At 67.3% G+C, this 13885-nt stretch carries 18 protein-coding genes; 12 read left to right on the top strand and 6 right to left on the bottom strand.

Going from position 1 to position 13885, the window contains the following annotated elements; translation table 11 throughout:
• Positions 1-30: 30 nt before the first annotated feature.
• Positions 31-1881 (bottom strand): glutathione-regulated potassium-efflux system protein KefC, encoded by a 1851-nt coding sequence (gene kefC / locus JC881_RS06700; RefSeq protein WP_198784931.1) that lies wholly within the window; start codon positions 1879-1881, stop codon positions 31-33.
• 2 nt (positions 1882-1883) lie between these two features.
• Positions 1884-2642 (bottom strand): glutathione-regulated potassium-efflux system oxidoreductase KefF, encoded by a 759-nt coding sequence (gene kefF / locus JC881_RS06705; RefSeq protein WP_198784932.1) that lies wholly within the window; start codon positions 2640-2642, stop codon positions 1884-1886.
• A gap of 93 nt (positions 2643-2735) precedes the next feature.
• On the opposite strand from kefF, the gene JC881_RS06710 reads away from it, so the two are divergent.
• Positions 2736-3353, top strand: coding sequence for a ParA family protein (locus JC881_RS06710; protein ID WP_198784933.1), 618 nt, complete (start codon positions 2736-2738; stop codon positions 3351-3353).
• A gap of 67 nt (positions 3354-3420) precedes the next feature.
• The gene (locus JC881_RS06715; protein ID WP_198784934.1) at positions 3421-3891 is read left to right on the top strand and encodes a MaoC family dehydratase; all 471 of its coding nucleotides are present in this window, start codon (positions 3421-3423) and stop codon (positions 3889-3891) included.
• A gap of 23 nt (positions 3892-3914) precedes the next feature.
• Here JC881_RS06715 and JC881_RS06720 read toward each other — a convergent pair whose 3' ends face one another.
• The 3 genes from JC881_RS06720 to JC881_RS06730 all read right to left on the bottom strand — a co-directional run bounded on the left by JC881_RS06720 (position 3915) and on the right by JC881_RS06730 (position 5556).
• Positions 3915-4208: a DUF4148 domain-containing protein gene (locus JC881_RS06720; RefSeq protein ID WP_198784935.1), complete on the bottom strand. Its 294-nt coding sequence runs from the start codon at positions 4206-4208 to the stop codon at positions 3915-3917.
• Between the two features lie 129 nt (positions 4209-4337).
• A complete protein-coding gene (gene trmL / locus JC881_RS06725) occupies positions 4338-4799 on the bottom strand; it encodes a tRNA (uridine(34)/cytosine(34)/5-carboxymethylaminomethyluridine(34)-2'-O)-methyltransferase TrmL (RefSeq protein ID WP_198784936.1) in 462 nt (153 codons plus the stop codon).
• A gap of 31 nt (positions 4800-4830) precedes the next feature.
• Positions 4831-5556 carry a ComF family protein gene (locus JC881_RS06730; RefSeq protein WP_198784937.1) on the bottom strand — a complete coding sequence of 242 codons (726 nt, stop codon included), beginning with the start codon at positions 5554-5556 and terminating at the stop codon, positions 4831-4833.
• A 23-nt stretch (positions 5557-5579) separates the two neighbouring features.
• Here JC881_RS06730 and JC881_RS06735 point away from each other — a divergent pair, with 23 nt between their 5' ends.
• The 8 genes from JC881_RS06735 to JC881_RS06765 all read left to right on the top strand — a co-directional run bounded on the left by JC881_RS06735 (position 5580) and on the right by JC881_RS06765 (position 12036).
• Positions 5580-6494 (top strand): class I SAM-dependent methyltransferase, encoded by a 915-nt coding sequence (locus tag JC881_RS06735; RefSeq protein WP_198784938.1) that lies wholly within the window; start codon positions 5580-5582, stop codon positions 6492-6494.
• Between the two features lie 199 nt (positions 6495-6693).
• Positions 6694-7170 (top strand): DUF2244 domain-containing protein, encoded by a 477-nt coding sequence (locus JC881_RS06740; RefSeq protein ID WP_093439357.1) that lies wholly within the window; start codon positions 6694-6696, stop codon positions 7168-7170.
• Between the two features lie 61 nt (positions 7171-7231).
• The gene (gene coxB, locus JC881_RS06745) at positions 7232-8410 is read left to right on the top strand and encodes a cytochrome c oxidase subunit II (protein ID WP_198784939.1); all 1179 of its coding nucleotides are present in this window, start codon (positions 7232-7234) and stop codon (positions 8408-8410) included.
• A gap of 43 nt (positions 8411-8453) precedes the next feature.
• A complete protein-coding gene (gene ctaD / locus JC881_RS06750; RefSeq protein WP_198784940.1) occupies positions 8454-10094 on the top strand; it encodes a cytochrome c oxidase subunit I in 1641 nt (546 codons plus the stop codon).
• A gap of 14 nt (positions 10095-10108) precedes the next feature.
• Positions 10109-10225, top strand: coding sequence for a cytochrome oxidase small assembly protein (locus JC881_RS32315; RefSeq protein WP_007836360.1), 117 nt, complete (start codon positions 10109-10111; stop codon positions 10223-10225).
• A 26-nt stretch (positions 10226-10251) separates the two neighbouring features.
• Entirely contained in the window at positions 10252-10878 is a 627-nt protein-coding gene (locus tag JC881_RS06755; RefSeq protein WP_198784941.1) for a cytochrome c oxidase assembly protein, read from the top strand.
• Positions 10878-11093 carry a DUF2970 domain-containing protein gene (locus JC881_RS06760; RefSeq protein WP_198784942.1) on the top strand — a complete coding sequence of 72 codons (216 nt, stop codon included), beginning with the start codon at positions 10878-10880 and terminating at the stop codon, positions 11091-11093. The genes JC881_RS06755 and JC881_RS06760 overlap by 1 nt, the downstream gene beginning before the upstream one ends.
• Positions 11094-11154: 61 nt before the next feature.
• A complete protein-coding gene (locus JC881_RS06765) occupies positions 11155-12036 on the top strand; it encodes a cytochrome c oxidase subunit 3 (RefSeq protein WP_198784943.1) in 882 nt (293 codons plus the stop codon).
• Between the two features lie 77 nt (positions 12037-12113).
• On the opposite strand, the gene JC881_RS06770 is transcribed toward JC881_RS06765, so the two are convergent.
• The gene (locus JC881_RS06770) at positions 12114-12344 is read right to left on the bottom strand and encodes a twin transmembrane helix small protein (RefSeq protein ID WP_013543416.1); all 231 of its coding nucleotides are present in this window, start codon (positions 12342-12344) and stop codon (positions 12114-12116) included.
• A 27-nt stretch (positions 12345-12371) separates the two neighbouring features.
• On the opposite strand from JC881_RS06770, the gene JC881_RS06775 reads away from it, so the two are divergent.
• Both JC881_RS06775 and JC881_RS06780 read left to right on the top strand, forming a co-directional pair.
• Positions 12372-13214, top strand: a complete 843-nt coding sequence (locus JC881_RS06775) for an SURF1 family protein (protein ID WP_198784944.1) — start codon at positions 12372-12374, stop codon at positions 13212-13214.
• Positions 13198-13881, top strand: a complete 684-nt coding sequence (locus JC881_RS06780; protein WP_198784945.1) for a hypothetical protein — start codon at positions 13198-13200, stop codon at positions 13879-13881. Before JC881_RS06775 ends, JC881_RS06780 begins: the two co-directional genes overlap by 17 nt.
• The last annotated feature ends 4 nt before the right edge of the window (positions 13882-13885 follow it).

Here is a 13885-nt window from a genome sequence, read left to right on the forward strand (position 1 = left end):
CGAAGAGAAGGTCGATACCGAGAAGGCGGCCTACGAATCCGCCTCTTCCTTCTCGTCGATCCGGTCCCAATCGCGCCCCGAGCGCCGCTGCCGCTCCTCGCGCTCACGCGCCATCTGCTCCTCGAACTGCTGGCGGCCTTCCTTGTTGGCCGCGATCAGCTTGGCGCGGTCCTTGTAGTGCGGGTAGATCTCGTCGCTCAGCTTGATATTTCGCGTGCGGAACCGCATCGTCGATTCGCGCGCCTCGTGCGCGGGCCAGCCCAGCGCCTCGAGCGTGGCGCGGGCGCTGCGCAGCGACGACTCGAACACCTCGCGCTCGATGTCCTTCACGCCGCGGTCGCGCAGCTGGAAGAGGTGGGTCACGTTACGGGCCCGCGCGATGATGCGGGCCTGCGGGAAGTTCTCGGTCACGAGATCGACGATGTCGAGCGACTGCTCGATGTCGTCCACCGCCACCACGATGGCCTTGGCCGAGCCGGCACCCGCGGTGCGCAGCAGATCGAGCCGCGTCGCATCGCCGTAGAACACCCGAAAGCCGAACTGGCGCAGGCCCTCGACGGTGTCGGCGTCGTGGTCCAGCACCGTCACGCGCAGGCCCTGCGACATCAGCATGCGCCCGACGATCTGCCCGTAGCGGCCGAAGCCGCAGATGAGCACCTTGGCGTCCTGCTGCTCGGAAATTTCTTCCATCTGCGGGCCGTTGTTGCGGCTGTAGCGCGGCAGCACGAACTTGTCGAGCAGCACCAGCAAGAGCGGCGACAGGAGCATCGACAGCGCCACCGCGCCGATCAGGAGCGACGTGATCTCGGGCGGCAGCACGTCGGGCCCCGCCGCCTGGAACACCACGAACGCGAATTCGCCGCCCTGCGCGAGCAGCAGCGTGAACACCGGCCGCTCCTGGTAGGCCAGGCCCATCGCCTTGGCGAGCGCGTAGATCACGACCAGCTTGATGACCATGAAGCCGATCACCAGCGCGGCCATCACCCAGGGGCTCGCGATGAGCACGCCGAAGTTGATCGACATGCCCACGGCGATGAAGAAGAGGCCGAGCAGCAGGCCCTTGAAGGGCTCGATGTCGGTCTCCAGCTCGCGCCGGTATTCGCTTTCCGCGAGCAGCACGCCGGCAAGGAAGGCGCCCAGCGCCATCGACAGGCCCACCAGCTGCATCAGCGCCGCGATGGCCACCACCAAGAGCAGCGCCGCGGCGGTGAAGATCTCGGGCGTGTCGCTGCGCGCGATCCAGCGCAGGATGGGGCGCAGCAGCAAGCGGCCGCCCAGGATGATGCCGGCGATCACGCCGACGATCTTGAGCGCCTCCAGCGCGCGGTCCAGGCCGCTGAGCGATTGCTCGGCGGCGGTGGCGCCGGCCAGGAGCGGCAGCAGCGCGAGGATCGGGATGGCCGCCACGTCCTGGAACAGCAGGATCGAGAAGCCGGCCTGGCCGCTGGGCGTCTTGAGCAGGTTGCGCTCCCCGAACACCTGCAGCGCGATGGCGGTGGACGAGAGCGCAAGGCCCAGCGACGCCACCAGCGCCACGCGCCAGTCGGCACCGATGGCCCAGCCCGCGGCGAACAGCACCGCGGCGCAGCTGAGCACCTGCGCGGCGCCCCAGCCGAAGATGGGCCGGCGCAGGTTCCACAGGCGCTTGGGTTCGAGTTCGAGGCCGACGAGAAACAGCATCAGCACCACGCCGAATTCGGCGAAATGCAGCACGTCCTCCACGCTGGACACGAGGCCCAGCCCCCAGGGGCCGATCGCGATGCCGGCCACGAGGTAGCCGATGATCGAGCCGAGCCCGAGGAACTTCGACAGCGGCACCACCAGCACAGCGGCGCCCAGGTAGATCAGGCTGCTGGTCAGCCAGGCGGGTGCGTGTTCCATGCTCAGGCCGTGCCTTCCCGGTGGTTGTCGTCGTTCTTGGGTTCGTTGGCGGCGGACATGGCGGCGATGCCCCGGCTCATCGCGGAATGGAAGGTGCTGGCCACCACCTTGCCCATGTCGTCGGACTCGGCGGGGCGGTCGGCCTCGGGCACGGGGCAGGCGATGCAGGCGTCGATCTCCTCGATCTCGGGCCAGTCGGGGTAGCTGCCCAGGCGCTGGGCGTAGGTGTCGACATGCGCCGTCACCTCGGCCTCGTCGGCGCTGCGCGCGCCATAGAAGACGAGCGGCGGCAGAAAGCGCATGCCGCAGAGCGCGGCGGTCTGCTCGTAGGGCGGCAGGAAGGCGTCGAAGAAATAGCGGTGGTAGCTCTGCGGGTGGTAGCTCGGCTCGGGGCTGCCGGTGGTGGCGACCAGCCAGAAGTCCTTGCCCTGCAGGGCGGTGCCGCCCGGGCCGTAGGCCCAGCCGTAGGTGAGCACGTCGTCGACCCAGAGCTTTTGCAGCGCCGGCATCGAATACCACTGGATCGGATGCACCAGCACGACCAGCCGGGCCTTGGCGAGCCGGGCCTGCTCGGCCTCCACGTCGATGGCGAAATCGGGGTAGCTGCCGTAGAGGTCGTTGACCTCCACGCCCGGCACCGCGCGCGCAGCGGCCAGCATGCGGCGGTTGACGCGCGAGTCGCGCCAGTGCGGATGGGCCGCGATCACGTAGATGCCGCCGCTGTCGGCGGCAGGGTTTCCCGGAAGTGTTGTTGTCGTCATGCCGCGAACATAGCGCAACCGGCGGCGATTTACCGGCCCCAAAAGGGCGAGGCACTACGATGCTGCCCTGATCCAGCTCTGGAGGAGATTCCCATGCCGGTGGTTCTGGTCGCCAACCCCAAGGGTGGCGTTGGCAAGTCGACGATCGCGACGAACATCGCGGGCTACTTTGCGAGCCGCGGCCATGCCGTGATGCTGGGCGATGTGGATCGCCAGCAGTCCTCGCGGCTCTGGCTGGGTTTGCGCCCGCCGATGGCCCGGCCGATCTCCACCTGGGAAGCCTCGGGCGACAGCGCCGTGGTGCGGCCCCCGCGCGGCACGACGCACGCGGTGCTCGACACGCCCGCGGGCCTGCACGGCTGGCGCTTCAAGGAGGTGCTGGCGCTGGCCGACCGGGTGATCGTGCCGCTGCAGCCGAGCATCTTCGACATCTACGCGACGCGCGATTTCCTGGACCGGCTGCTGGAACAGCGCAAGGCCGACAAGACCAAGATCGGCCTGATGGGCATGCGCGTGAATGCGCGCACGCTGGCGGCCGACCGGCTGAACGAATTCATCGCCGGCCTGGGCGTGCCCGTTCTGGGCGAGCTGCGCGACACGCAGAACTACGTGCAGCTCGCGGCGCGCGGGCTCACGCTGTTCGACATCGCGCCGGGCCGCGTGCAGCGCGATCTCGAGCAGTGGCAGCCGATCTGCCAGTGGCTGGACTGAACCCGCGGTTTTCCCTAGCCCGGGTTGTCGCAAGCCCGACAGCCGCGCCCGCATCCTCGGCACCAGAATGCCCCGCATGACCAAAAAGACATTCCAGACCCTTCAGGATCTCGCCGCCTGCGTCGGCCAGGAAGTCGCCGTGAGCGACTGGATCACCATCACGCAAGAGCAGGTCAACCAGTTCGCCGAGGCGACGGGCGACCACCAGTGGATTCATGTCGATATCGAGCGGGCCAAGGCCGGGCCTTTCGGCGGGCCGATCGCCCACGGCTTCCTGACACTCTCGCTGCTGCCGAAATTCTTCGAGGTGGCGATCGACGTGGTCGAGTCGCGCATGGGCGTGAACTACGGGCTGAACCGGGTGCGCTTCATGTCGCCGGTGCCGGTGGGCAAGCGCCTGCGGGCGCGCATGAAGCTGCTGACCGCGGAGGCGATTCCCGACGACGGCCTCCAGATGACCTGGGAAACCGCCATCGAGCTCGAAGGCGCGGCCAAGCCGGCCTGCGTCGCCGAGTCGGTGGTGCGCCGCTACCGCTGAGCGCGCGGCTTTCTTCTTCTTTCTTACATCCGGCGGTCGGTCACTTCGCCATAGGTGGCGGCGCCTTGGCGCGTGATGCCCAGGGCGCTGGCGCGGACCGCGGCGCGGTCGGTGCTGCCGTTGGTCTGCTGGGCGACGCCGGTGCCGCCGTTGCCGATCTTCAAGGGCTGGCGGGCCTGGGCCTGCACATCGGCGCGCGAGAGCGTCGACTGGAAGGGCGCGGGCGGCAGCGGGTTCTGTTCACCCTGGAAGGCCTGGGCACCGGTGCTGAGGGCGAGCGTGGCGAAGGTCGCGAGGGCAATCGACTTGGCATTCATGATGAAACTCCTTGAGGCAATGCGTTGAGGGACTCGATGCCGGAGCGGGTGCAGTAGCTGCTTTTCGCGCCGGCATGACATCCATACGCTTGGCCGCGCCGACCGGATGCGCCCTTGTCGCCCGAAGGGTCAGCTGAATCCGTTTTGCCGCCAGGCTTCGAACACCGTCACCGCCACGGCATTGGAGAGGTTCAGGCTGCGCTGGCCTTCCCGCATCGGCAGCCGCAGGCGCTGGGGCTCGGCGAAGCCGTCGCGCACCGCGGGCGGCAGGCCGCTGGTCTCGGAGCCGAACACCAGCCAGTCGCCAGGCTGGAAGCGCACGTCGTGCACGGCGCGCGTGCCGCGGGTGGTCAGGGCGAACATGCGATCGGCGGCGGGGCTTTCCGCATCGATCAGCGCCTGCCAGTCGGCGTGGCGCTTCACCTTGGCGTACTCGTGGTAGTCGAGCCCGGCGCGGCGCAGCAGGCGGTCGTCCATCGAGAAGCCAAGCGGCTCGACCAGGTGCAGCGTGCAGCCGGTGTTGGCCGCGAGCCGGATCACGTTGCCGGTGTTCGGCGGAATTTCGGGGTGGACCAGGACGATATGGAACATGCGCCGATTGTCGGCGGCGCGCGTGGGGCGGTCAGCGCGGCGGGTCGGTGCGGGCCAGGACCACCGCGGTGATGTGCGCGGCGCCGGCCAGCCGGAGCGTTTCGGCCGCGGCGAACAGCGAGGCGCCGCTGGTCATCACATCGTCGACCAGCACGACGCGCTTTGTGCGCACCTTGTCCGCGCGCAATGGCTCCACGGCGAAGGCGCCGCGCAGGTTGCGCAGGCGCTCGGCGCGCGCCAGGCCGCTCTGCGCCGGGGTTTCGCGGGTGCGCAGCAGCAGCGTCGCGTCGGTCTTGGCCGGTGCCATGCGGCGCGCGAGCTCGAGCGACTGGTTGAAGCCGCGCTCGCGCAGCCGGCCGGGCGCGAGCGGCATCGGCAGCACGATGTCGCACTGCTCCAGCGCCGGCTCCACCCAGGGCGCGCTGCGCAGCAGCGTTGCGAACGGGCCGGCCCAGCCGGCATCGCCGCGGAACTTGAAACGCGCGATGGCATCGGGCCAGGGCCATGCATAGGTGCAGGCCGCAAGGCAGGCGTCCAGCGGCGGCGGGTGCAGCACGCAGTCGCCGCAGCGGGCGACGCCGTCGGGCACCGGCAGGGCACAGCCGCCGCAACGCGCGGCCGGCGGCGCGAAGCGCGCGACGCAGGCATCGCACACCGGTTGCGAAGGCCAGGCGCGGCAGACCTCGCACTGGCTGGGCAGACGCGCGAGTCCCGCAAAGAGTGAGGTGAAAGGCCTCAGGGCCCGGTGGCTGAACATGGGCTCAATATACTCACGGCCCCATGGCCACCGACCCCGCAAGAAGACCGCCGACCATCGATCCCACGGCGGCCGCACGCTGGCGCCGGCTGGCGCCCGCCGAGGGCTCGCCGTGGCTGCACGAAGAAATCGGCCGGCGCATGGAAGACCGGCTGCAATGGATCAAGGCGCAGCCCCGCACCTGGGCCGATTGGGCGCCCTTGCGCGGCGGCCTCGAGGCGCACGAACTGGTGGCGCGCCGCTACCGCGATGCGGCTTCCTATGTGATCGAACCCGAACCGTCGCTGGCCGGCAAGACCGGCGAGGCGCTCGCCGCACCCTGGTGGAGCGCGCGCCGCTGGCAGGGCGGCAAGGCCCGGTTCGATGCGCCGCCCGAGGACGGCGTCGACCTGCTCTGGGCGAACATGTCGCTGCACATGGCGGCCGACCCCGAGGCGCTGATCTCGCAGTGGCACCGGCTGGTCGCAACCGACGGCTTCCTGATGTTCTCGTGCCTGGGCCCCGACACCGTGCGCGAACTGCGCGCGCTGCATGCGCGCCTGGGCTGGCCCGCGGCCGGCCACGAATACACCGACATGCACGACTGGGGCGACATGCTGGTGCACGCCGGCTTCGCCGAGCCCGTGATGGACATGGAGCGCATCGTGCTCACCTGGGCCACGCCCGAGGCCGCGCTGGCCGAGCTGCGCACGCTCGGGCGCAACCTGCATCCGGCGCGCTTTGCGGCGCTGCGCGGCAAGACCTGGCACAAGGCGCTGAAGGGCGCGCTGCCCGAACTGGCGCCGGCCGAGGGTGGCAACGGCCACATCGCGCTGACCTTCGAGGTCATCTACGGCCATGCCTTCAAGCCGGCGCCGCGCGTGTCGCTCGCGGCCGAAAGCGCGGTGTCGCTGCGCGAGATGCGCTCGATGCTGCAACGAGGTCGGCCAGGCGCCTGATTGCCTAGTAGTAGTGACCCGTAGGCGTCCCAGGTGCCCCACGGGGGCCTCGCGAGCGCCGGTATCTACCCGCTACAATCCGCCGTTGCGTGAAACTCGCGGGTATTGTCCCGCGATCGAGGGCCTGTCGGATCCCGTTTGTACGAGGGCGTACGAGGGAGTTGGCGACCATCGACGCACCGATTTGCTGAACTCGCCCGTGTCGAATTCCGTGTTTCGTTTTGCCACCGTTTCAGGCCAGAGCATTCACTGGTTCCTGAAGCGGAACTGCTCGGTGACCCCGAGCCAGCTGGGCTGGCTCTACGCGTCGCTGTGCGTGGTATCGCTCGGTATCGGGACGGTGTTCTGGCTGCACGGTGCGCCGCTGGTGCTGCCATTCGCCTGGCTCGAGCTGGCCGCGGTGGGTTTCGCATTCATGCTGTACGCGCGGCATGCGACCGATGGAGAACGGATCGCATTGCAGGGCGGACGGCTGGTCGTGGAGCTCGAGGACGGTGGGCGCTACGAACGCACGGAATTTCTTCCGCACCAGGTGCGGATCGAACCGCAGACCAGCGATCGCTCGCTGATCGAGGTCTCGGGGCAGGGTCGATCAGTCAGGGTGGGGCGCTATGTACGCCCGGAGTTGCGTGCGGCACTGGCGCGCGAGATTCGCATGGCGTTGCGTGGCGCTTGAAGCGGCTTGCGCAGCGTTGCACGGTTGGGTTTGTCGAAAAAATTGAAGAAACGTGAACACGATGAAGAGCATTTGGCGCAACAAGTACAGGCCGGCGAATCTGTTGCTGGCGGCCGGCGCGGCTTTCAGCAGCGCGGCGCACGCAGTCAACGATCTGCCCGGCGGCCCTTCGGTTCGCCAGTTGAATCTTCCGGTCGGTGTGACCAAGATCGCGCAGGAGCAGCATCTGCTCCACACGATCATGATGATCCTGTGCACGGTCATCTTCGTCGCCGTGTTCGCGGTCATGTTCTATTCGATCTGGAAGCACCGCAAGTCGGTGGGCCACAAGGCCGCGAACTTCCATGAATCGGTGGTGGTCGAGGTCATCTGGACCATCGTTCCCTTCCTCATCGTGATCGTGATGGCGCTGCCCGCCACCAAGGTGCTGGTGGCCCAGAAGGACACCACCAACGCCGACCTCACGATCAAGACCACCGGTTACCAGTGGAAGTGGGGCTACGACTACCTGAACGGCGAAGGCGAGGGCCTGGCCTTCATCTCCACGCTGGACAGCTCGCAGCGCGCGATGTCCGATGCCGGCGCCAAGGGCGTGATGCCCGACGACTACCTGCTCAAGGTCGACAACCCGCTGGTGGTGCCGGTCAACAAGAAGGTGCGCATCATCACCACCGCCAACGACGTGATCCACGCGTTCGCCGTGCCGCAGCTGGGCTTGAAGCAGGACGCGATTCCCGGCTTCGTGCGCGACACCTGGTTCCGCGCCGAGAAGGTGGGCGACTACTACGGCCAGTGCCAGGAACTGTGCGGCAAGGAACACGCCTACATGCCGATCCACGTGAAGGTGGTCTCGGCAGGCGACTACACGACGTGGGTTGCCGCCAAGCGCAAGGAAGCCGCGGCCAAGCTGGACGACCCGACCAAGGTCTGGGCGCTGCCCGAGATGCTGGTGCGCGGCGAGAAGGTCTACGCCGCCAACTGCGCCGCCTGCCACCAGGCCAACGGCAAGGGCGCGGGCCCGATCAAGCCGCTCGATGGCTCGCCCAAGGTGACCGACGCCGACCACAAGGTGCAGCTGACGGTGCTGCTCAACGGCCAGAACAACGGCGCGATGCCTTCCTGGAAACAGCTGAGCGACACCGACCTCGCGGCCGTGGCCACGTACACCAAGAACAGCTGGTCGAACAAGACGGGCCAGCTGGTGCAGCCGGCCGAAGTGCTGGCCCTGCGCGGCAAGTGATACGGCAGCGCCCCGCGAAGAAGAAATTGCAAGGAACAACGAAATGAGTGCAGTCCTCGACCCCCACGGTCACGCCCACGGCGACCACGCACACGACGGCCACGACGAGCATCACGCAGCGCCCACCGGCTGGCGCCGCTGGGTCTTCGCGACCAACCACAAGGACATCGGCACGCTCTACCTGCTGTTCAGCTTCACGATGCTGATGGTGGGCGGCATCCTGGCCCTCCTGATCCGCGCCGAGCTGTTCCAGCCCGGGCTGCAACTGGTGAACCCCGAGCTCTTCAACCAGTTCACCACCATGCACGGCCTGATCATGGTGTTCGGCGCCATCATGCCGGCCTTCGTGGGCTTCGCGAACTGGATGATCCCGCTGCAGGTGGGCGCCTCCGACATGGCGTTCGCGCGCATGAACAACTTCAGCTTCTGGCTGCTGATTCCCGCGGCGCTGATGCTGGTGGGTTCGTTCTTCATGCCCGGCGGCGCACCGGCCGCGGGCTGGACGCTCTACGCGCCGCTCACGCTGCAGATGGGCCCCTCGATGGACGCCGGCATCTTCGCGATGCACATCATGGGCGCCTCCTCGATCATGGGTTCGATCAACATCATCGTGACCATCCTGAACATGCGCGCTCCCGGCATGACGCTGATGAAGATGCCGATGTTCTGCTGGACCTGGCTCATCACCGCCTACCTGCTGATCGCCGTCATGCCCGTGCTCGCAGGCGCCATCACGATGACGCTGACCGACCGCCACTTCGGCACCAGCTTCTTCAACCCCGCCGGCGGCGGCGACCCGGTGATGTACCAGCACATCTTCTGGTTCTTCGGCCACCCCGAGGTCTACATCATGATCTTGCCGGCCTTCGGCATCATCAGCCAGGTGGTGCCGGCCTTCGCCCGCAAGAAACTCTTCGGCTACGCCTCGATGGTGTACGCCACCTCGTCGATCGCCATCCTGTCGTTCATCGTGTGGGCGCACCACATGTTCACGACCGGCATGCCGCTGACCGGTCAGCTGTTCTTCATGTACGCGACGATGCTGATCGCGGTGCCCACGGCCGTGAAGATCTTCAACTGGATCGCCACGATGTGGCAGGGCTCGATGACCTTCGAGACGCCCATGCTGTTCGCGGTCGGCTTCATCTTCGTGTTCACGATGGGCGGCTTCACCGGCCTCATCCTGGCGGTCGCGCCGATCGACACGCAGTTGCAGGACACGTATTACGTGGTGGCCCACTTCCACTACGTGCTGGTGGCCGGCTCGCTGTTCGCCATGTTCTCGGGCTTCTACTACTGGGTGCCCAAGTGGACCGGCGTGATGTACAACGAGACGCGCGGCAAGGTGCACTTCTGGTGGTCGCTGATCTCGTTCAACGTGACCTTCTTCCCGATGCACTTCCTGGGTCTCGCAGGCATGCCGCGGCGCTACGCCGACTACCCGATGCAGTTCGCCGACTTCAACGCGCTCGCGTCGGTCGGTGCCTTCTTCTTCGGTTTCGCGCAGGTGTACTTCTTCCTCTTCATCGTGCTGCCGACCATGCGCGGCAAGGGCGAGAAGGCTTCGCAGAAGCCGTGGGAAGCGGCGGAAGGCCTGGAGTGGGAAGTGCCCTCGCCGGCACCGTTCCACACCTTCGAGACCCCGCCCAAGCTCGATCCGACCGCCACCAAGGTGATCGGTTGATCGACGGCACGACGATGACGACACCCGAACAAAGAAAGAACAACCGTCGCATGGGGCTCACGCTGGCCTCCATCGCGGTGATCTTCTTCATCGGCTTCATCGTGCGCATGGTCTTCTTCAGCGGTCGCTGACCGCCCACCGAACGGGAGCAGCATCCATGAGTCTCGGCCAACGCATCCGCCGCGCCAATGTGCGCATGGTCGGCAAGCTCGCCGTCGTGACCTGCGGCATGTTCGCCTTCGGCTACGCCCTGGTGCCGATGTACCGCGCGATCTGCGAGATGACCGGCATCAACATCCTGGCGCTCTCCGAGCTCGAGGTGCCGGGCGGCGCGAGCGGCGGCAAGAACGTGCGCGTGCCCGACAACACGCAGGTCGACATGACCCGCACGATCAAGGTCGAGTTCGACTCCAACGTGCGCGGCGGCCTCTGGGACTTCAAGCCCGCGGAGCGGACCATCGAGGTGCACCCGGGCCAGCTCAACACGGTGATGTACGAGTTCCAGAACGTGCAGAACCGCCGCATGGCCGCGCAGGCCATTCCGAGCTACGCGCCGCAGCAGGCCGCGCCCTATTTCAACAAGCTCGAGTGCTTCTGCTTCAACCAGTACACGCTCGATCCGGGCGAGAAGAAGCAGTGGCCGGTCGCGTTCGTGATCGACCCGAAGATCTCCAAGGACGTGAAGACCATCACGCTGTCGTACACCTTCTTCGAGGTGGGCGGCAAGACGCCAGCGGCGCCGGTGGCCGCAGTCACGAGCACCGCCAATGAGCCGCGCTCGTGATGGCCGCTGCGCCATCGAACAAGCCGAAGGCCACGCTGTGGGACACGGTGAAGGCGGTGGGCTGGTCGTTCTTCGGCGTTCGCAAGAACAGCGCCTACCGGGAAGACCTGGGCAAGCTGAATCCGTTGCACATCATCGCGGTGGCATTCGCCCTGGTGATCGTCTTCGTCGTCGGGCTGGTGCTGCTGGTGCGGCATGTGGCTGGCACGGCCTGAAGAAAACCCACGACACACTGAATCCATTGAATCGAGAGAAGAAAGAAAGCCAGGAGCTGATATGAGTTCAACCACCCACGGCACCACGCCCTACTACTTCGTGCCCGGACCATCGGCCTATCCGGTCATGGCGGCGACCGGCCTGTTCTTCGTGATCCTCGGTGCGGCGCAATGGATCAACGGCCACGAATGGGGCGCCTGGTCGCTCGCGGCCGGCATGCTCGGCTGGCTCGGCACGCTCTTCGTGTGGTTCCGCGCGGCCATCGGCGAGAGCGAAGGCGGCCAGTACGGCCACAAGGTCGACCTCTCGTTCCGCTGGAGCATGAGCTGGTTCATCTTCTCCGAAGTGATGTTCTTCGGCGCCTTCTTTACTGCGCTCTGGTGGGCCCGCACCCACTCGCTGCCGGCACTCGGTAGCCTGGACAACGCGATCCTCTGGCCGGACTTCAAGGCCGTGTGGCCGAGCGTTGCCGCCGGTGCGACTGCATCGCCGGCCGACATCGTCGAGCCGTTCCAGACCGTGGGTCCGTTCTGGCTGCCCACCATCAACACCGCGCTCCTGCTGAGCTCAGGCGTGACGCTCACCATCGCCCACCACGCGCTGCGTGCCGGCCATCGTGCGCAGACCATCCGCTTCATGTGGCTCACCGTGCTCCTGGGCGTGATCTTCCTGGGCGTTCAGGGCTACGAGTACCACCACCTGTACACCGAACTGAACCTGAAGCTCAGCTCGGGCACCTACGGCTCGACCTTCTTCATGCTCACCGGCTTCCACGGCCTGCACGTGTTCATCGGCATGCTGATGCTGCTGTTCATCACGCTGCGCCTGCAGAAGGGCCACTTCACGCCCGAGCGCCACTTCGGCTTCGAGGGCGCGGCCTGGTACTGGCACTTCGTGGACGTGGTGTGGCTGGGTCTCTACATGCTGGTCTATTGGCTTTGAGCGAAGAACCTCGCGGCATTCCAGAAAAAAGGCGCCGTAAGGCGCCTTTTTCATGGTTCTCGTGGAACGAGCACCATCTACTTGCCGAGCGGGAGCCCGGTGGGCTGGATGTAGCCGAGTTTCCAGGCGAGCAGCATGCAGAGGAACAAAAACACCGACAGGCCGATCCGAAAGGTGAGCGCGCGCGCCATGCCGCCGCTCTTGGCGCGCCCATTGCGCCCGTCCTTCAGCATGAAGTACAGCGCAAATCCGAGGCTCGCGAAGATGCCCAGGAACACCAGGGCGACGAAATATTTCATGACCCGCATTATCGGCCGCACGCCCCGTCCTCTCCAGTGATCCCTGAACCCCTGAACAGCGAAGCGCCGCGCCGCCCTGGCCGCTTCTGGCTCGTCACCATCGCGGCCGTCCTGACGGTGGCCGCCACCGTCTCGCTGGGCCGCTGGCAGCTCTCGCGCGCCGCGCAGAAAGAAGCGCTGCAGGCCAGCATCGACGCCGAAAAGCAGAAGCCCGCGCTCGACCAGGCCGAGTTCCTGGCACTGCCGCAGGCCAGCGATTCGCTGCACCGCCCGGTGCGCCTGCGCGGCCTCTGGCTCACGCCGCAGACGGTGTACCTGGACAACCGCCAGATGCACGGCGTGCCCGGCTTCTACGTGCTCACGCCCTTCGCCCTCGAAGGCACCGAGCAGACGGTGATGATCCAGCGCGGCTGGGTGCAGCGCAATTTCGTCGACCGCACGAAGCTCGGGGCGGTCGAAACGCCGGCCGGCATCGTCGAGGTCACGGGGCTGATCGAGCCGCCGCCGAGCCACCTGCTCGAGCTGGGCACACCGTCGGGCGCCGCCGCTTCGGCGCCCGCTCTGGCGGCATCTGCTGCCGCGCCAGCACCGGCCGCCGAGGGGTCTTCGTCCATCCGGCAAAATCTCGACCTGGAGGCGTTCCGTGCCGAGACCAAGCTGCCGCTGCGAACCGATGTGTCGCTGCAGCAGACCGGGCCGGCCTCCGAGGGCCTGCAGCGCGACTGGCCGGCCCCGGCGCTGGGCTTGGAGAGGCACTACGGTTACGCATTCCAGTGGTTCGGCCTCTCGGCCCTCGTCGTCATCCTCTATGTCTGGTTCCAATTCATCACCCCCTTCCGCCGCTCGCGGCGCCGTGCACGCGATGAACGCCGCCTCTGACGAACCGCTGGGCCTGACGGTGCATTCGATGCCGTCGCCGAACCAGGCGCTCGACGGCGCCGAGGGCCGGCGCACGGTTGTCGGACGCTGGAAGATGATCGCGGTGCTGCTGATGTGCGCGGCGCCCGTCATCGCGTCGTACTTCACCTACTACGTGATCCGCCCCGAGGGCCGCAGCGTCTACGGCGAACTGATCAACCCGCAGCGCGAACTGCCCCGGCTGACCGCCACCGACCGCAACGGCGCGCCGGTCGACGTCGCCACGCTCAAGGGCCAGTGGCTCCTGGTCGCGGTGGCCGATGCCGCCTGCGACGCGCTGTGCGAGCAGCAGCTGTACCTGCAGCGGCAACTGCGCGAGAGCCTGGGCCGCGAGAAGGACCGCATGGACCGCGTCTGGCTCGTGAGCGACGCCGCCCCCATCCCCGAGCGACTGAACAACGGCCTGCATGGCGCGACGGTGCTGCGCGTGCCGGCCGACCAGTTGGCCAAGTGGCTCGCCCCCGTTTCCGGTCACGCCCTCACCGAGCACCTCTATGTGGTCGACCCGATGGGCAACTGGATGATGCGTTTCCCCGCGCGCATGGACGCCGCCGGCGCGAGCCGCGCCAAACGCGACATCGATCGCCTGCTGCGCGCGTCCTCGTCGTGGGATGAACCCGGCCGCTGACTTG

Origin of the sequence: Variovorax sp. IB41, assembly GCF_016405905.1 — a bacterium.
In the GTDB taxonomy this organism is placed as follows: Bacteria; Pseudomonadota; Gammaproteobacteria; order Burkholderiales; family Burkholderiaceae_C; genus Variovorax.